Source organism: Nocardia asteroides (assembly GCA_019930625.1).
GTDB lineage: Bacteria > Actinomycetota > Actinomycetes > Mycobacteriales > Mycobacteriaceae > Nocardia > Nocardia sputi.
Window position 1 is genome coordinate 4,317,300 of record CP082844.1, and the last position, 17,713, is coordinate 4,335,012.

Annotated in this window: 19 protein-coding genes; 14 read left to right on the forward strand and 5 right to left on the reverse strand. The window is 68.4% G+C overall.

Going from position 1 to position 17,713, the window contains the following annotated elements:
• Positions 1-132 precede the first annotated feature (132 nt).
• The 4 genes from rpoZ to K8O92_19970 all read left to right on the forward strand — a co-directional run bounded on the left by rpoZ (position 133) and on the right by K8O92_19970 (position 5,638).
• Positions 133-444, forward strand: coding sequence for a DNA-directed RNA polymerase subunit omega (gene rpoZ / locus K8O92_19955; GenBank protein ID UAK35827.1), 312 nt, complete (start codon positions 133-135; stop codon positions 442-444).
• 42 nt (positions 445-486) lie between these two features.
• The gene (gene coaBC, locus K8O92_19960; protein UAK30217.1) at positions 487-1,710 is read left to right on the forward strand and encodes a bifunctional phosphopantothenoylcysteine decarboxylase/phosphopantothenate--cysteine ligase CoaBC; all 1,224 of its coding nucleotides are present in this window, start codon (positions 487-489) and stop codon (positions 1,708-1,710) included.
• Positions 1,711-1,941: 231 nt separating this feature from the next.
• The gene (gene metK, locus K8O92_19965; GenBank protein UAK30218.1) at positions 1,942-3,153 is read left to right on the forward strand and encodes a methionine adenosyltransferase; all 1,212 of its coding nucleotides are present in this window, start codon (positions 1,942-1,944) and stop codon (positions 3,151-3,153) included.
• Between the two features lie 88 nt (positions 3,154-3,241).
• On the forward strand, positions 3,242-5,638 hold the full coding sequence (locus K8O92_19970) for a primosomal protein N' (GenBank protein ID UAK35828.1): 2,397 nt from the start codon (positions 3,242-3,244) through the stop codon (positions 5,636-5,638).
• A gap of 121 nt (positions 5,639-5,759) precedes the next feature.
• Here the strand turns inward: K8O92_19970 and K8O92_19975 are convergent, their stop codons facing one another.
• Positions 5,760-6,602 (reverse strand): NAD(P)H-binding protein, encoded by an 843-nt coding sequence (locus K8O92_19975; protein UAK30219.1) that lies wholly within the window; start codon positions 6,600-6,602, stop codon positions 5,760-5,762.
• A gap of 99 nt (positions 6,603-6,701) precedes the next feature.
• Here K8O92_19975 and K8O92_19980 point away from each other — a divergent pair, with 99 nt between their 5' ends.
• The 6 genes from K8O92_19980 to K8O92_20005 all read left to right on the forward strand — a co-directional run bounded on the left by K8O92_19980 (position 6,702) and on the right by K8O92_20005 (position 11,509).
• Positions 6,702-7,253, forward strand: coding sequence for a TetR family transcriptional regulator (locus K8O92_19980; protein ID UAK35829.1), 552 nt, complete (start codon positions 6,702-6,704; stop codon positions 7,251-7,253).
• Between the two features lie 101 nt (positions 7,254-7,354).
• Positions 7,355-8,008 (forward strand): PadR family transcriptional regulator, encoded by a 654-nt coding sequence (locus tag K8O92_19985; GenBank protein UAK30220.1) that lies wholly within the window; start codon positions 7,355-7,357, stop codon positions 8,006-8,008.
• A 60-nt stretch (positions 8,009-8,068) separates the two neighbouring features.
• Positions 8,069-9,076: an alpha/beta fold hydrolase gene (locus K8O92_19990; protein ID UAK30221.1), complete on the forward strand. Its 1,008-nt coding sequence runs from the start codon at positions 8,069-8,071 to the stop codon at positions 9,074-9,076.
• A gap of 156 nt (positions 9,077-9,232) precedes the next feature.
• Positions 9,233-9,811, forward strand: a complete 579-nt coding sequence (locus K8O92_19995) for a TetR/AcrR family transcriptional regulator (GenBank protein UAK30222.1) — start codon at positions 9,233-9,235, stop codon at positions 9,809-9,811.
• Positions 9,808-11,025, forward strand: coding sequence for an NADH:flavin oxidoreductase (locus K8O92_20000; GenBank protein ID UAK30223.1), 1,218 nt, complete (start codon positions 9,808-9,810; stop codon positions 11,023-11,025). The genes K8O92_19995 and K8O92_20000 overlap by 4 nt, the downstream gene beginning before the upstream one ends.
• A 238-nt stretch (positions 11,026-11,263) precedes the next feature.
• Positions 11,264-11,509 (forward strand): CsbD family protein, encoded by a 246-nt coding sequence (locus K8O92_20005; GenBank protein ID UAK30224.1) that lies wholly within the window; start codon positions 11,264-11,266, stop codon positions 11,507-11,509.
• Between the two features lie 102 nt (positions 11,510-11,611).
• On the opposite strand, the gene K8O92_20010 is transcribed toward K8O92_20005, so the two are convergent.
• Entirely contained in the window at positions 11,612-11,839 is a 228-nt protein-coding gene (locus K8O92_20010) for a hypothetical protein (protein UAK30225.1), read from the reverse strand.
• Positions 11,840-11,978: 139 nt separating this feature from the next.
• Here K8O92_20010 and K8O92_20015 point away from each other — a divergent pair, with 139 nt between their 5' ends.
• A complete protein-coding gene (locus tag K8O92_20015) occupies positions 11,979-12,179 on the forward strand; it encodes a hypothetical protein (GenBank protein ID UAK30226.1) in 201 nt (66 codons plus the stop codon).
• Here the strand turns inward: K8O92_20015 and K8O92_20020 are convergent.
• Positions 12,142-13,350: an acyl-CoA dehydrogenase family protein gene (locus K8O92_20020; GenBank protein ID UAK30227.1), complete on the reverse strand. Its 1,209-nt coding sequence runs from the start codon at positions 13,348-13,350 to the stop codon at positions 12,142-12,144. The genes K8O92_20015 and K8O92_20020 overlap by 38 nt on opposite strands.
• 159 nt (positions 13,351-13,509) lie before the next feature.
• Between K8O92_20020 and K8O92_20025 the strand changes: the two genes are divergently transcribed.
• Both K8O92_20025 and K8O92_20030 read left to right on the forward strand, forming a co-directional pair.
• The gene (locus K8O92_20025; protein UAK30228.1) at positions 13,510-14,376 is read left to right on the forward strand and encodes a TetR family transcriptional regulator; all 867 of its coding nucleotides are present in this window, start codon (positions 13,510-13,512) and stop codon (positions 14,374-14,376) included.
• A gap of 134 nt (positions 14,377-14,510) precedes the next feature.
• The gene (locus K8O92_20030) at positions 14,511-15,458 is read left to right on the forward strand and encodes an alpha/beta hydrolase (protein UAK30229.1); all 948 of its coding nucleotides are present in this window, start codon (positions 14,511-14,513) and stop codon (positions 15,456-15,458) included.
• Positions 15,459-15,490: 32 nt separating this feature from the next.
• On the opposite strand, the gene K8O92_20035 is transcribed toward K8O92_20030, so the two are convergent.
• Positions 15,491-15,727 (reverse strand): hypothetical protein, encoded by a 237-nt coding sequence (locus K8O92_20035; GenBank protein UAK36098.1) that lies wholly within the window; start codon positions 15,725-15,727, stop codon positions 15,491-15,493.
• A gap of 230 nt (positions 15,728-15,957) precedes the next feature.
• Between K8O92_20035 and K8O92_20040 the strand changes: the two genes are divergently transcribed.
• Positions 15,958-16,833 (forward strand): alpha/beta hydrolase, encoded by an 876-nt coding sequence (locus tag K8O92_20040; GenBank protein UAK30230.1) that lies wholly within the window; start codon positions 15,958-15,960, stop codon positions 16,831-16,833.
• A 35-nt stretch (positions 16,834-16,868) separates the two neighbouring features.
• Here the strand turns inward: K8O92_20040 and K8O92_20045 are convergent, their stop codons facing one another.
• Positions 16,869-17,099 carry a hypothetical protein gene (locus tag K8O92_20045; GenBank protein ID UAK30231.1) on the reverse strand — a complete coding sequence of 77 codons (231 nt, stop codon included), beginning with the start codon at positions 17,097-17,099 and terminating at the stop codon, positions 16,869-16,871.
• Between the last annotated feature and the right edge of the window lie 614 nt (positions 17,100-17,713).

Consider the following 17,713-nt stretch of genomic DNA (forward strand, 5'->3'; position numbering starts at 1 on the left):
TGCGCATGAGCGATCCGGCCCGAGGAGGAGCCTGCCCGACCTCGTAGGGCCCGTCGCGCATGCGCCATCCACTACGGCATGAGCGAGCAAGCCCGGAGGCGGCAGCGCGCCGCACCGCGACGGGCTTCGTTCATGCGACACCCGACACCAGGAGTTCCCCTAGTGAGCAGTACGGACATCAAGGCCGCGCCCGCCTACGACACCCCGGTCGGCCTCACCAACCCGCCGATCGACGAGCTGCTCGAGCGCACGTCGTCCAAGTACGCCCTGGTGATCTACGCGGCCAAGCGGGCCCGTCAGATCAACGACTACTACAACCAGCTCGGCGACGGCATCCTCGAGTACGTCGGCCCGCTGGTCGAGCCGGGCCTGCAGGAGAAGCCGCTGTCGGTCGCCCTGCGCGAGATCCACTCCGACCTGCTCGAACACTCCGAAGGCGAGTGAGGCGACCGAGTTCGCTGTGACCACGACTAGGCCGGAGGCGTAGTGACCACAAGGATCGTCGTCGGCGTAGCCGGAGGAATCGCCGCCTACAAGGCGTGCTCTCTGGTCCGGCGGTTCACCGAGACCGGACACGACGTCCGGGTGATCCCCACCACGTCGGCGCTGGAGTTCGTCGGCAAGGCGACCTTCGAAGCACTGTCCGGGAACCCGGTGCACACCGGCGTGTTCTCCGACGTGCCCGAGGTTCCGCACGTTCGACTGGGCCAGGAGGCGGACCTGGTGGTCATCGCCCCGGCGACTGCCGACCTCATGGCGCGCGCCGCGTCCGGCCGCGCCGACGACCTGCTCACCGCTACGTTGCTGACGGCCCGATGTCCGATCCTGTTCGCGCCCGCGATGCACACCGAGATGTGGGAGCATCCGGCGACCGTCGCCAACGTCGCGACGCTGCGCGCCCGCGGTGCGATCGTGATGGAGCCCGCGGCGGGCCGGCTCACCGGCGCCGACACCGGCCCGGGACGACTGCCCGAGCCCGAGGAGATCTTCGGCCTCGCGTCGCTGCTCATGGAGCGCGCCGACGCGATTCCGCGCGATCTGGAGGGCCGCCGGGTCGTCATCACGGCGGGCGGCACCAGGGAACCGCTGGATCCGGTGCGTTTCCTCGGTAACCGCAGCTCCGGCAAGCAGGGCTACGCGCTCGCGCGGGTCGCGGCCCAGCGCGGCGCCCACGTCACGCTGATCGCGGGCAACACGATCGAGATGGCGGCGCCCGCCGCCGTCGATCTGGTGCACATCACCACGGCCGAACAGCTGAAAACCGCCGTCGACAAGCATGCCGTCGGCGCCGACGCGGTGATCATGGCCGCGGCGGTCGCCGATTTCCGGCCGACCAACGTCGCCGCCGCCAAGATCAAGAAGGGCGCGGGCGAGCCCGACGTCATCGCGCTGACCAAGACCGACGACATCCTCGCCGGACTGGTGCAGGCGCGACGCGACGGGCAGTTGCCCGGCACCGCGATCGTCGGCTTCGCCGCCGAGACCGGTGACGAGCACGGCGACGTCCTCACCCATGCGCGGGCGAAGCTCGCACGCAAGGGCTGCGACCTGCTCGTGGTCAACGCGGTGGGAGAGGGCAAGGCGTTCGAGGTCGACACCAACGACGGCTGGCTGCTCGGCGCGGACGGCACCGAGCAGGCACTCGATCACGGCTCGAAGGCGCTGTTGGCCAGCCGCGTGCTCGACGCGCTGAGTGTGTTGCTGCGCTGAGCCGACGGGTGCCTGCCAGGATTGCTGTCTGATCGGTCGTTCGTTCGCGACGCCGTCATCATTTCGGCACCGACGAGACACCGCGCGTTCGGCTGTCTGGGATGGCTGGGTAGTTGGCGCCCGTTCTGTCGGTGATTTGGAATAGTCTGAGATCTAAGGGTTGCGCGGTCGCGACATCGCGTTACTGTCGCAAGCCGATACGAGTAACCCGTTGAGGGAGAGGGAAGAACTGTGCGCACGTCCGGGAGCCGGCTTTTCACCAGTGAGTCCGTGACCGAAGGTCATCCGGACAAAATCTGTGATGCCATCAGCGATTCCATTCTCGATGCGTTGCTCGCGGAAGATCCGCGCAGCCGGGTCGCGGTGGAAACCCTCGTGACGACCGGCCAGGTCCATGTCGCGGGTGAGGTCACCACGTCGGCGTACGCCGATATTCCGCGCATTGTCCGGGAAAAGGTCCTGGAAATCGGATATGACTCTTCGGCAAAGGGATTCGACGGGAATTCCTGCGGTGTGAATATCGCGATCGGCGCGCAATCGCCGGATATCGCGCAGGGTGTGGACACCTCGCACGAGGCGCGCGTCGGGGGCTCCGACGACGAGATCGAGCGGCAGGGCGCAGGCGACCAAGGCCTGATGTTCGGGTACGCCACCAAGGACACCCCGGAGCTGATGCCGCTGCCGATCGCGCTGGCGCACCGGCTGTCGCGCCGCTTGACCGAGGTGCGCAAGTCCGGCGTGCTGCCCTACCTGCGTCCGGACGGCAAGACCCAGGTCACCATCGAGTACGACGGCGACCGCCCGGTTCGCCTCGACACGGTGGTCATCTCCACCCAGCACGCCGCCGACATCGATCTGGACAACCTGCTCGCGCCCGACATCCGCGAGAAGGTTCTCGACGCGGTGCTCGCCGACCTCGACGTGCCGTCGCTGGACACCTCGAACATCCGTCTGCTGGTCAACCCCACCGGCAAGTTCGTGCTCGGTGGCCCGATGGGCGACGCGGGCCTGACCGGCCGCAAGATCATCGTCGACACCTACGGCGGCATGGCACGCCACGGCGGCGGCGCCTTCTCCGGCAAGGACCCGTCGAAGGTGGACCGTTCGGCCGCCTACGCCATGCGCTGGGTCGCGAAGAACGTGGTCGCGGCGGATCTGGCCGAGCGCGTCGAGGTCCAGGTGGCCTACGCGATCGGCAAGGCGGCCCCGGTCGGCTTGTTCGTCGAGACCTTCGGCACCGAGAAGGTCGACCCGGCCCGCATCGCCACCGCGATCACCGAGGTCTTCGATCTGCGCCCCGGCGCGATCATCCGCGACCTGGACCTGCTGCGCCCGATTTACGCGCCGACCGCCGCGTACGGCCACTTCGGCCGCACCGACGTCGATCTGCCGTGGGAGCACACCGACCGCGCGGACAAGCTGCGCGCGGCCATCGGACTCTGACCCCGATCGGGTCGGAGTGAACGAACCCGCGGCGGATACCTCCGCTACCGAAGCGGACCGTACAGCCGCGGGTCCCGCACCTGTCGCGCTGCCGATCGCCCGGGTCCTCCCGCTGCTGTCGCCCGCGCATCTCGACCGCGACTTCGACTACCTGGTGTCCCCCGAGCTGGACGAAATCGCCCAGCCCGGGGTCCGGGTGCGTGTCCGTTTCGCGGGCCGCCTCGTCGACGGTTACCTGCTCGCGCGACTGGCGCACAGTGACCACGGCGGCAAGCTGGTCAAGCTCGAACGCGTCGTCTCCGGCGAACGCGTGCTGACCCCGGAGATCCTCCAGTTGGCCGGTGCGGTGGCCGCCCGCTACGCGGGCACTCGCGCGGATGTCCTGCGCTTGGCCATCCCGCCGCGTCACGCGCGCACCGAAACCGGTGGCGGCAAGAAGTCCGCTGCGGCGCAACCTGTTTCCACCGAAGCCCCGGTTTCCGCTGCCGATCCTGCCCTGGTCCACGGCGTTGACGAGCATGCCGTTGAAACCGAAATCGACGGTGGCTCAACCTCTGCGCAGTCGCCTGCCGTGAATTCCAGCCCTGCCGAGCCGATTTCGCGGTCGGTGTCGATGAGACCTTCTGTCGGGCAGTCCGACTCGGTAGTACACGGTGCGAAAGCGGTGCGCGCGGATATCGGACCGGCCAGGGCAGCCGGACCCGGTGGTTCGAGCCCGGCGAACGGGGAGAGCGCCGTGCGGTCGCCCGTTGAAGGGGCAGATGGTGGTGAGCCTGATACGGACCCTCACTCCGCCGCCGCGACCACGAACCCGGCCGCCCCCGCCGACTCGCCCGTTCCACAGGACCTTCCGGCCGTAGCGGTAGATCTCGCTTCCTGGGAGCGTTACGTCCACGGCGCGGCGTTCGTCGGTGCGCTAGCGGAGGGAAAAGGCGCGCGGGCGGCTTGGCAGGCGCTGCCCGGGGAGGACTGGCCTCGCCGTCTGGCCGAGCTGGCCGCAGTGGTGGCCCGGCACGGGCGCAGCGCGATCCTCATGGTGCCCGACCAGCGGGATCTCGACCGGGTGCTGGCGGAATGTGTTGCGCTGGTGGGAGACTCCGCGGTCGGTCTGGCGGCGGGCCTCGGTCCAGCGGCCCGGTATCGGCGTTGGCTCGCGGTGTTGCGAGGTTCGGCGCGGGTGGTGGTCGGCACGCGCAGCGCCGTGTTCGCACCGGCGGCGCGCCTCGGGCTGATCGCGCTGTGGGACGACGGCGACGACACCTACGCCGAACAGCGCGCACCGTATCCGCACGCGCGTGAGGTGGCGATGTTGCGGGCGCACGAGACCGGTGCGGCGTTCGTCGCGGCGGGTTTCGCGCGCACCGCGGAGATCCAAGCCGTGGTCGAATCCGGCTGGGCGCACGATCTGGTGGCCGACCGTGCCGTCCTGCGCAAGGTCACTCCCCGCATCAGCGCCCCCGGCGACAGCGACATCGCACTGGAGCGCGATCCGGTGGCGCGGGCCGTCCGGGTTCCCGGTGTCGCCTTCGCGGCCGCACGGGCGGCTCTGAAAGAGGGGGCGCCGGTACTGGTCCAGGTGCCGCGTCGCGGATACATTCCCGCGCTCGCCTGCGGGAAATGCCGCACGCCTGCCCGATGCAGGCACTGCAATGGACCGCTCGCGCTGCCGGAGGCCGGCGGACCGCGGGGATCGGCGGCCGAATCCGGCGCGGCAGCACACAGCCCCGCTTGCCGCTGGTGCGGGATCACCGAGGCCGCGTTCCGCTGCGGCACCTGCGGGTCGCGCTCGCTGCGCGCCGTGGTGATCGGCGCGACGCGTACGGCGGAGGAACTCGGCCGTGCTTTTCCCGGTGTGCCGATTCGTGGTTCCGGCGGCGGCGCGGTACTCGACACCGTGGAACCTGGCGCGCAGGTGGTCGTCGCGACGGTCGGCGCCGAACCCGTGGTCCACGGTGGATACGGTGTGGCCCTCTTGCTCGACGGCTGGGCCTTGCTCGGCCGTGCCGACCTGCGAGCTGCCGAGGACGCACTGCGCCGCTGGATGGCCGCCGCGGCGCTGGTCCGCGCGCACGGCCAGGTCATCGTGATGGCCGAGCCTTCGATTCCCACCGTGCAGGCGCTGGTCCGGTGGGATCCGGTGGGCGCCGCGCGCGCCGAGGTCGCCGCCCGCGCGGAGGTCGGCTTCCCGCCGGCGGTTCGTCTGGCCGCCATCGATGGCACCGCCGACACCATCGCCGAACTGCTCTCGGCAGCGGACCTCCCCGACACCGTCGATCGCCTCGGACCGGTACCGCTGCCGGACGGCGCCCGCAAACCGTTCTCCTCCGGCGATTCCCCCGCCGCCGTCGAACGCTTGCTGCTGCGGGTCGAGCGCCGCTACGGAGGAGCGCTCGCGCGTGCGCTGCGCGCCGCCCAGGCGGTGCGCAGCACACACCGCACCGATGCCCCTCTCCGCGTCCAGATCGACCCGGTCGACATCGGCTGACGAGCCCCGGTGCGGCGAGTGCGTGGTTCGAGTCCGAGAAGACCGGCGACGTGGTCCCGATCCGAGCCGGAGACGATGACGTCACCGACCGTCCGACTTGTGGCGCGGTGTTCCTCGGGCGTCAGGCGAAGACCGCTCGATTGCGCATGGCCCACTCGGCGTACTTCGTAGCGGGGCGTCCGAGCACGCGCGGTACATCGGGGCTGATCCGCTGTTCTGCGGGTGTCGGCTCGCCGAGGATCGTCAGCGTGTGCTCGACCACCGGCTCCGGCATGAAACCGAGCATCGCCGAATGCGCCTGCGCCCGAGTCAGTTCCACGAATCGGAGCGGCTCGTCCAGTGCCTCGCCGAGCGCCTGGGCCTGGGTTCGTGGAGTGGACAGTTCGGGTCCGGTGAGGGTGTAGACCTGCCCCGCGTGCCGGTCGTCGCGCAACGCCGCCGCTGCGACCGCGGCGATGTCGGCCGGATCGATCGAGGGGAGACCGACGTCACCGAACGGCGCGGCGACCAGACGTTGCGTGCGCACCGATTCCACCCATGCGTAGGTATTCGAGAAGAACCCGGCCGGTCGCAGGAAGGTCCAGTCCAACCCCGACTCCCTGATCGACTGCTCGTAGGCGATGAGCCGGGCGTAGCCGACCGCCTCGGGCCGGGTCGCCACGCCCTGTGAGGACACGAAGACCACGCGCCGCACGCCGCCCGCCGCGGCGGTTTTCAGCACCCGCTCTGGTTCCGGACCCGCCACCAACTGCTCGCCGGTGATCAAGAGAAACAGGGTATCGGCTCCGGTGAAGGCGGGGGAGAGGCTCTCCGGCTCGCCGAGATCGGCTTGAACCGATCGGACTCCCGCGGGCGGTGGGTGGCCGGCATGCCGTGCGACGGCCGTGACCTCTTCCCCGGCGTCGGCCAGCAAGCGCACGAGGGGCGCGCCGATATTTCCGGTGGCTCCGGTGACCACGATCATGACAACTCCTAAGTTAGTTGGCTGACTTAACGAACGTAGCCGGTCGTACCCGCATTGTCTACAGTTAGTTGTATGACTGACTCAGGGACGGCAACCCGGATGGGCAAGCGGGAGCGGCTGGTCGAAGCTGCCGTGCGGGTGTTCTATCAGCAGGGCGTGGAGAAGACGACCATCGCCGACATCGCCCGCGCCGCCGAGGTGCCCGTCGGCAACGTCTACTACTACTTCAAGACGAAAGACCAGCTCATCGAGGCGGCCATCGGCTCGCACGCCCGCATCCTGGAGGCCGTGATCGCCGCGAGCGACCGGCATGAGAAGCCTTCGGAGCGGCTGAAGGCGCTGATCGCGGGTTGGGTCGCCGAGCGTGACCAGACCGTGCGTTACGGCTGCCCATTCGGCACCTTGTCCTCGGAATTGGACAAGCGGGGTGACGGGTTGGATACCGCGGCCGCCGATGTGATGCGCGTGCTGGTGGACTGGGCCGAACGACAGTTCGCGGAGATGGGGCGCGCCGACTCCCGTGAGCTCGCGGTCGCATATGTCGCGGCTTATCAAGGTATTTCCCTGCTCACCAACACTTTTCGGGACCCCGAGCTCATGGTCGACGAAGGGGCGCGGCTGGCGCGCTGGATCGACTCGCTGGTGATCTGAACCTTTTCTCGCGCCCGCGTCGGAAAACGCCCTTGCACTCGATGCATTGCCGATATATCGTCGATAGCGTGAAACGAACACGAGAGCCCTGGGAGGCTGACATGGAACACCAAGAACATCGAGAATTCGGCCGACGTGGCCGCGGGCCTTTGCCCGGCTATGAGGGCTTCGAACACGGCTCGCGCTTCCGCAGGGGCGGACGCCACGGCTTCGGTCCCGAGTTCGGTCCGGGGTTCGGCCCCGGCTTCGGCCCGGGTTTCGGCCCGCACTTCGGTCGCGGGCGGGGTCGCGGCGGCCGGGGCAGGCGCGGTGACGTACGCGCCGCCGTGTTGCTGCTCCTGGCCGAGCAGCCCATGCACGGATACGAACTCATCCAGCAGATCCGCGAGCGCAGCAACGACATCTGGCGGCCGAGTCCTGGCTCGATCTATCCTGCGCTGGCGCAACTGGAGGACGAGGGTCTGGTCCTCATCGAGAAGGTCGCCGGGCGCAAGACCGCTAAGCTCACCGAGACCGGTACCGAGTACGTCGCGGCGAACCGGGACGAGCTGGGCGATCCCTGGGCGGACGTGCGGGAGGACGTCGGAGCGCAGGCGATGGACCTGCGCGGGCTCGCCGCGCAGCTAATGGGCGCGGTGGCGCAGGTCGCCGCGGCGGGTACTCCGCAGCAGGCGGCGCGTGCGGCGGAGTTGCTCACCGAGACCCGCAAGTCTCTTTACCGCATTCTCGCCGAGGACGAGACCCCCGAGAAGTAGGGGAGGCGAAACACCCCGATACGGCGAGCATTTCGAGCCGATCGGAGAGATCATTGTGAGATGCGACAGCCGACTGCAGCGGGAGCTTGGGGTATTTCACACTTGCGTGGCGCCGTGCTGGCCTTGGTGGTCGCCGGCGCCGCCGCGCTGGGCCCGGGCGTGGCGGCGGCCGAGCCGCCCGGTTTGCGTCCGGCCGATGTGCCGACCTACCCCGCGCCGCCGCAGTCCGACCACCTGGCCGCCGCGTGGTATCAGAAGAGCCACCCGAACGCGGTACCGGCCGGTACCAACAACTTCGGCTGCGTCCCCAGTGCCGAGCATCCCCGTCCGGTGGTGCTCGCGCATGGTACCGACTCCTCGGCCTATTCCGACTGGGCGGGGATCGCGCCGCGGCTCACCGCGGCCGGATTCTGCGTCTTCGCCGTGAATTACGGCGGTAAACCCGGTGCGGAGAGCTACGGCACCGAGGATCTGGTGCTCAGTGCCTACCAGATCGGCGCGTTCGTCGATCAGGTGCTCGCGGCGACCGGCGCGGGCAAGGTCGACCTGGTCGGGTTCTCGCAAGGCGCCAACGTGACCCGCTACTTCGTCAACAAGCTGGGTGGTGCGCCCAAGGTCGAGCAGTGGGTCGGCCTCGCCTCGCCCAGCTACGGCGGTGTGATGTACGGGCTGGTGCCGGTCGCCCAAGCGATCCCCGGCGCGTTGCAGGCGTTCGCTCAGGTGACTTCGCTCGCCGCGGTGCAGCAGGCGGAGGGGTCGCCGACCATGCTGGCTCTCAACGCGGGCGGCGACACGGTGCCCGGCGTGGGGTACGTGACCATCGGCAGCCGCGTCGACGAGATGATCCAGCCGTTCGAGAACATCGCGCTGCGGGGGCCGGGTGCGCGGAACATCGCCCTGCAGGACTTGTGCCCGGTCAACCACACCGGGCACTTCCACATGGTGTACGACCCGTTCGTACAGGAGTTGCTGCTGACCGTGCTGGATCCGGGCAGTCCCGCGCCGGTGTGCCGGGCGGTCCCGATCGGCACCGGTATTCCCGAGGTGATCATCGCGGGCAACTCCTGAGCCGGAGGTCGCCCGAAGACCGCTCCGCGGAGGCGGTGAACAGCCCCGAGTGGAGCTACTACGACCGCAAGGCACGAGGCATAGCTAGGGTCGCTTGCGTAAACGATAGTTCCATCACTGATTGAACCGTCGATGGAAACGTGTTTCACTGATCGCATGCCGAAACAGGTCTCCGAATCCGTGAACACTCGCGAGCGTCTACTGACAGCCGCCGAACGGCTGCTGCTCGAGGGCCGCTACGACGAGGTGTCGGTGCGGGGGATCTGCGCGGAGGCCGGAGCGAATCCGGCGGCGGTGCACTACCACTTCGGATCGAAGGACGCGCTTGTCGCGGCGTTGCTGGAGGCGCGCCTGGGGCCCGTGTGGGAGGACCGGTTGTCAGCTGTCACCAGCGGACCGGGGTCGATCACCGACGTTGTCGACGCGGTGATCGAGCCCTTCGTCGAGTTGTCCGCCGATCCGGTGGGGCGCATGCACCTGAGGTTGCTGGCGCAATTCGTGCTCGGCAGGCAGGTGACCGAGTGGCGTCAGCCGTGGTTCCGCATGGATTCGTGGGTGAGCCTGTTGCCGGGGTTGAGCGAACGGGAGAGCAGGCGTCGGTGGATGTTGGCGTTCGACCTCCTCATCATGCGATTCGGCAGTGCGGAGCACCGAGAGATATCGCAGGAGGCGGTCGCCACCCTCCGGGAATTCGTGGTCGCCGGATTGACCGCGCCGACAGGAGAGAAACGATGAACGACGTATTCGCCCCGGCCCAGCTCGGGCCGATCACCCTGCGCAATCGGGTCATCAAGGCCGCGACATTCGAAGGTCGTACCCCGGACGCCGTCGTGACGGACGAATTGATCGAGTTCCACCGGGAGGTCGCAGCCGGTGGAGTCGGGATGACCACCGTCGCGTACTGCGCCGTTGCGCCCGGCGGCCGCACGGACCGGCACCAGATCTGGATGCGTCCGGATGCGGTACCCGGGCTGCGGAGGCTGACCGAAGCGGTGCACGGGGAGGGTGCGGCGGTGAGCGCGCAGATCGGTCACGCCGGTCCGGTGGCCAACGCCACCTCCAACCGGGCTCCGGCGCTGGCGCCGAGCCGGATGCTCAGCCCGCTCTCGATGCGCATGATGCGAAGCCCCGACGAGAACGGGATCCGCGAGCTGGTGACCGCCCATGCCGACGCGGCGAAGCTGGCCGAACAGGCCGGTTTCGACGCGGTCGAGATCCATTTCGGGCACAACTATCTCGTGAGTGCGTTCCTGAGCCCGAAGCTCAACCGCCGTGCGGACCGGTACGGCGGGAATTCGGCCAACCGTGCGCGGTTGGCGCGCGAGATCGCCGCCGCGGTACGGCGAGCCGTCGGCGGCAGGCTGGCGGTGACCGCGAAGCTGAATATGGAGGACGGCGTGCGGGGCGGGCTCACGGTGCCCGAATCGGTGCAGGTCGCCGCCTGGCTGGAGGCCGACGGCACCTTGGACGCGTTGGAACTGACGGCGGGTAGCTCACTGCTCAACCCGATGCTGCTGTTCCATGGCGACGCGCCGCGGCAGTCGTTCGCCGAAGTTCTTCCAGTGCCTGCGCGATGGGGATTCCGAGCCGTGGGCAAGGCTTTCCTGAAGGAGTACCCGTATCGGGAGGCCTACCTGCTCGAGCGGGCACGGCACTTCCGGCGGGAACTGTCGATGCCGCTGATTCTGCTCGGCGGCGTCACGAACCTGGACACCATGCGGCTCGCGAGGGCGGAAGGCTTCGAATTCGTCGCCATGGGGCGTGCTCTGCTTCGGGAACCGAATCTGTTGCATCGCATCCGGTCGGATGCCTCCACCCGGTCGGCCTGCGTCCACTGCAACGAATGCATGCCCACGATCTACACGCGTACACGCTGTGTATTCCGTCCCGACTCGCCGGGGGAGCCCGTCGACCTGACACTGTCGGGCGACGGTGGTGTGGAGACGTAAGCTCGCCGCATCCGCCCGGCTCGTCCTGTCGCCGGTCCAGTAGACGGCGATCAATGGCGGGAGCTCGGAGAATCCCGCCATCGCGGGTGAGGACGGCGCCGATCTCCGTTGACGCACCCCGCCTGTGAGCGGGCCGGATACGCGCGCGAGGGCGATCTTTATCGCTGGAGACGGTTCGAGGCCGGTCTCCCGGGTATGCGCGTTGTGTCAGCTTGTTCCGATATTCCAGGAGGTTGTTGTGGCTGAACATGGAAGCGGTGCTCGTGAAGGCGTCGAAGGCGTCGTCGAAGATGTCAAGGGCAAGGTGAAGGAAGCAGCCGGTACCGTCGCCGGCCACGAGGACCTGAAGGACGAGGGCCGCGCGCAGCAGGACAAGGCGGAATCGCAGCGCGAGGCGGCCGGGAAGGAAGCCGCCGCCGAGAAGGCGAGGGCCGAGGCGGACGTCGACGAGGCGCGCCAGTCCGCGCATCAGCACGGACGCTGATTCCCCTGGGTTCATCTCCCCGTCGGTATCCGCCGCCGTCAGCCGCGCTGACGGCGGCGGATCTGCGCGGGGGTCGATGAGGCACCGGCTGATCCGACGCCGCTATGCGAATGGCTCGACACCGGCCACGAAATCGAGGCTCGTGGCTTGTTCGGCTACCTCCGGCCCCGAAGTGATGACCACTCGATTGGCGCCGCCGTCCTGAACGACCTCGGCGCGGGTTCCTCTCAGCCAGTCGAAGAACTTCTCTCGGTTCGCCGTCAGCGTGACCTCGTCGCCGGGACGCCCTGGATCCAGAAGAATGATGTATCGGCGGTCTTGCGCCGGCATCCAGCTCTCCTTTCGATCATCATCGACGCAGTCCGATCACTGTGTCCGCCGCACGACTCGGGGAGTCGCTCGCGCCCTCGCATAGCCTCGACCACGCGGGCGGACATGAAGTCCGGATGTTACGTGGAGACTCGCCACCATGACGGCACACGCGGCCGAAGTCGGCGCGTCCTCTTCGTCATGGCGGTCGGCGGCATTCGTCAACGGAACGTTCGCCGAACTGGTCCGCGCTGAAGCCGCCCCCGGCTGCGGTCGTTCCTATCTGGTGTATCGCGCGCCCGGCGGCGAACGCGAAAGCCGGATCACGCCCGGTCGGTTCCCGCCCGGCGCGCGGCACTGACCGCTCGCTTGGCGATCGCCCATCGGTGCACCTCGGAGGGGCCGTCGTAGATACGGAAGGGCCGAACTTCGCGGGAGAGGCGCGCCAGGGGCAGGTCGTCGGAGACGCCCAGCCCGCCGCACAGCTGAATGCTGCGATCGACGATGCGGAAGATCGCCTCGGCGGCGAAAGTCTTCGCGATGGAGGTGGCGTTGCCGGCGTGCTCCCCGTCGTCGAGTTCCCAGCAGGCGCGCACCAGTAGCGCGCGGGTGGCGGCGATGTCGATCTCGTTGTCGGCGATCATCTTCTGCGCCATGCCGAGATCGCCGATGCGCGCACCGAAGCCTTCCCGCTGAGCGACTCGCTCGACGGCGATGTCGTGGCCGCGCCGCGCCGCGCCGAGCCATCGCATCACGTGCGTCATCCGGGCGGGACCCAGCCGCACCTGGGCGTATTCGAAGCCGCGGTCGACGGCGCCGAGTACCGCTTCGTCGGGGACGAACATGTCTTCGAAGAAGACCTCGCAGTGGCCGCCGATCATGGCCCGGTCCAGCGTGGTGATGTGCCTCCCCACGCGCAGGCCGGGAGTATCGGCGGGGGCCAGGAACATGGTCGCGCCGCCACGTTGCCCCGGTTCGCCGGACGTGCGTGCCATCACGATGAAGAAGCCGGCGCCGTCGGCGCCGGTGATGAAGTGCTTATGGCCGCTGATGCGCCAGCCACCGGCCGCGCGCACGGCGCGAGTGGCCAGCGCCGCCGGGTCGGAGCCGGCGCCCGGCGCGGGTTCTGTCATCGCGAAGGCCGAGCGCACTTCACCGCGGGCCAGCGGTTCCAGATAGCGCGACTTCTGCTCCGGGTCGGCGATGTGAGCGAGCATGTGGACGTTGCCCTCGTCGGGCGCCGCGATGTTGAGCGCTGCCGGGCCGAACAGGGAGTAGCCCGCCTCCTCGAAGACCGGCGCGCGATCCGACATCGACAGCCCGTGACCGCCGTACTCGACGGGCGCGTGCGGTGCGAAGACTCCGGCATCGCGCGCCCGCTCGTTCAGCGTGGCGCGCAATGCGTCCCCACCCGCGGCGGTGATGTCGCCGTGGTGTTCGTCCTCGATCGGCAGCACCGTCTTGCGCACGAATGCACGGGTGCGGTCGGTCAGCGCCCGAACCTCGTCGGAATAGGTCAGATCGATCGGCATCGCATTCCTCCTCGACATCCGGAGCCAGGGCGGGAAACCGAGCGATCGGTCCGCCTGAACACTGTCCCACTGGTCAGCTGCGGTGTCAAAACACCAGGGCAGAGCCTATGCCCCCGATTGGGAAGGGATTCTCCACAGCGTTCAGTTATTCTGAACAACATGCCGAACGAGGCCGAGTACACGACACCGCACGAGGCGATTCGCCGCGCGCGCCGCGCCGCGGGTCTGTCGCTGCGCGAAGTGGCGCGGCGTCTCGAGGTGAGCCCGGCGACGCTCAGCGCGGTGGAAACGGGAAAGACCGGAATCTCCCTCGCTCGGCTCACCCGCCTGTCCGACGTGCTCGGTGTGCCGGTCACCCACTTGCTCGGCGCCACGTCTTCCGCGGCCCGTCCGGTCACCGACCGGCCCGGGCCTGGGCCGGGTGCGCCGGGCGGTTGGCGTGTGTTCGCCCCGTTGGATGTCGACCCGGTGCTGGCGGCCGCCCTCGCCTCGTTCGTCGAAATCGGATATCACGGCACGACCGTGCGCGCCGTCGCCCGGCGGGCGGGAACCAGCGTCCCCGGCCTCTACCACCACTATCGCGACAAGCACGACCTGCTGGTCCGAATCCTCGATCTGACTATGGACGAACTGCACTGGCGAGTTCGCGCCGCCCGCGCCGAGGGCCGCGACAGCGTCCACCGGGTGCGCCTGATCGTCGAAGCCTTGGCCCTGTTCCATACCCACCGCCGCGACCTCGGTTTCATCGGCGCCAGCGAGATGCGCAGCCTCTCGCCGGGCGAACGCGCGCGCATCGCCCGCTCGCGCCGGGACATCCAAGCCATCCTGGACGACGCGATCGCCGAGGCCCACGCCGAGCGCCGGATCCGCACAACCGATACCCGGGCCGCGGGGCGCGCCATAGCCACCATGTGCACCGCCATCCCGCAGTGGTTCCGCGAGTCCGGCCCGGCTACGCCGGAGGAGGTGGCCGCACGATACGGCGATTTCGCTCTGGGCATGCTCGGAGCCGATCCGGCGAGTTAGCCGCGGCAGCTCCTCCACCTTGGGTGGGGATCGGCTCCACCTCGGGGGGCGGACCTCAGCACTCGGGGGCCTGATGCCAGCGGCGAATCCGGCGCAGAGTTGGACAAGTCACCATCAGCGAACCGGAGCCGCCCATGTCGATCCTCAGCACAATCCCCACCTCGGCGGAACGACGTGCCACGGTTTCGACCGAAGACGGCGTGGCGCTCGCGGTCCGCGAATACGGACCGCGAGACGCCGATCTCACTGTCGTCCTGCTGCACGGACATTGCCTGCGCACCGAGTCCTGGACCTACGTCCGCGACGCGCTGCTGCGCCGCTACGCCGGCGCGCGGGTAGTCTGCTACGACCACCGCGGCCACGGAGAGTCCGCCGCGGCGTCCCGGCGGACCTACAACCTCGAGCAACTCGGCCGCGACCTGCGCGACGTTCTCGACGCGGTGGCGCCCACCGGACCGGTCGTCCTCGTCGGACACTCGATGGGCGGCATGACCGCGCTGACCTACGCCAGCCGCAATCCGCACGAGATCGGCACCCGTATCGTCGGCGTCGCACTCTTGGCGACCGCCGCGAGCGGCCTTGCCGACGCCGGTTTCGGCCGTCTCCTGCGCAACCCGGTGGTCTCGCTGTTCCAGGCGGCCGTGCGTCGTGCCCCGGGCGTGATGCACCACGCGAAGCTCATGGCCTGCAAGCTTTTCGCGCCGGTCATCCGCACCGCCGAATTCGGTGATCGCAAGGTGAGTCCTCGGGTGCTCGCCCTGGCCAACGCGATGCGCAACGAGACGCCGATCGTGACGATGGCGAGCTTCTTGAGCGACTTCATGGTCTATGACCGGACCGACGCCCTTCCGGTTCTGTCGAAGATCCCCACCTTGGTGCTGTGCGGCTCCGCCGATCTCATGACACCGCCGTCGCATTCCGTCGCCATGGCCGCCGCCGTCGAATACTCGGATTTCGTGATGGTCGATGGCGCGGGCCATTCCGTGATTCTGGAGCAGCCCGGCCAGGTGGCGGCAGCCATCGCACGGCTGATGGCGCGGGCCGACACGGTGAGCGACGATCTGCTCACCTTCGCCGCGTAGCTCGTCATGCTCCGTCGCGGTGCTTTCACGCTTCACACGCAGCGTTGGCGGAGTTTGCCGTTGACCAGCTTGCCGGTGGGGGTCCGCGGCAGGTCGTCTGCGAAGTCGAAGCTCCGGGGCACTGTGTAGCGCTCGACGCGGTCGCGCAGATACGCGCAGCTGCCCGGCGAGTTCCGAGCCGGGCTCGGCATCCGGCGTCGGCATCCGAAATCGCCGGCACGCCACTCGAACTCCGGGTTCACGCTGCCGCGACTGGAATCGACGGTCATCGACTCGGGCGACGTGTTCCAGCCGCCCACGGTCACCGAGGCCGGATCCGGTCTGCCTGCCGTGCGCGGCCGCTATGACGCCAGGCTCTCTCGGCCTGATGGCGTTCGGGGCCCTGTCGTTCTTCGAAGCGAAACACCGGCGAACCTATGGAGGGGTCCCGGTATACAGCCTTCGCAGCTTCGGGACAGCGCCGAGTTCAGAGCGTCTCGATCGGGGTAGACGCCAGTACATGAACGCAGCGATTCGCCATCACACAGTCGACATCGACGGAATCGAGATCTTCTACCGGGAGGCCGGTCCCGAGGACGCACCGGTGGTGCTGTTGCCGCACGGATATCCCTCCTCGTCGTTCCAATATCGCCATTTGATGGCCGCACTCGCCGACCGCTGGCGTCTGGTCGCTCCCGATTTTCCCGGCTTCGGGTACAGCGCCACACCGGACCGCTCTCGTTTCGCCTATACCTTCGAGGCTTACGCCGAGTTGCTCGATCGGTTCGTCACCACGCTGGGCTTGTCCCGCTACGCGCTGTACCTGTTCGACTACGGCTCGGCGGTGGGCTTCCAGTTGGCTATTCGCAACCCGGACCGGGTCACCGGCTTGGTGATCCAGAACGGCGACGCGTATGAGCAGACGCTGGGTCCGAAGTACCGGACATTGCAGGAGTACTGGGCCGACCCGACGCAGACCCGCCGGGCCGCGCTGGCCGAAGCGGTCACCGAACGCGGTCTGCGTGAGGAAGTGCTCGGCGAGGTCCCCGCACACGTCGCGGATCGGATCAGCCCCGATCTCTGGCGGTTGTCGTGGGCGTTGATGGAACCGCGGCGGCGGGAGATCATGGTCGATCTCTTCGCGGAGGTCGGCCGGAGTGTGGCGATGTTCCCGAAGTACCAGGCGTACCTGCGTGAGCATCGCCCGCCGACCATGATCGTCTGGGGTCCATGGGACGGCTATATGCCGGAACCCGCCGCCCGCGCCTACCTGGAGGATCTACCGGACGCCGAACTGCATGTCCTCGAAGACGCGGGGCACTGGGCCCTGGAGACGCACCTGTCGGAGGTCGTCGGGCTGTTGCGGGACTTCCTGGAGCGGGTAGCGGTCGGGTGAACCGTTCCGGGGGCTGTCGCTGCCCGGCCTCGTGTCTACTCGTGCGGTTCGACGTCGAGGACGTATTCGAGGTCTTTTATTTCATCGGCCCGTTCCGGGGAACAGGAGATCACCACTCGATCGGCTCCGCAGAGTTGAACGACCTCGGTGTCGGCTGTGATCTCCAGCCACTCGAAGAACTGCGTGCGGATTCCCGTCGTGGTGGCGCTCTCGCTCAGGATCCAGGGATCCAGACGGACGAGATAGGTGCGGCGGCGTGCCGGCATGAAACTCTCCTTCGATCGTCCTGGGCTGGAGCAGTGCCTTCGGGGCCGTCGGTCGAGAAGTTCCCCGGCCCTTGTCGTCGAGTGGTCGTAGCGCGGGTCGGGGATCGCTGCTATGGGGGAGTTACCCCACCCGGTCGAGAGCACGCGCGTGCGAGGTTCGCCTGTGGTCGACCAGCGCTCCGGATCGTGCGTCCGCCGACGCACGGTTCGGTCGCCGGCCACTTGTTCGTATAGATAGCTCGCCGAAAGCAAAATCGGGCGGTGGTATGCACGAATGCAGGCATCGAAAGCTCGGATTACCGGTTTCCGGATGCTTGTGATTGAGCGATCCCTTGGTTATCGCGACATCAAGGCGTCACGGTTTTTCATCGGGAATCCTGTACGTGACCGCAACAGTGCGTCGAGATTCACCCGAAAGGGGTGAATCAACGCGGGAAGCGAACTGTTGGAAAGGTTTGGGAGCCATTTCCGGCTGCGGGTCCGCCGCGACTCGGCCGGTCGGGGTTGCCGGAAAGCGGCGCCACGGTAGCCCGCAGTGCGCGGCGTGGCCCACCGCTTCATCCATTCCGACGAGCGCCGTCTCACTGCCGGGTCGTGCTGCGCGTCCGGGCGCG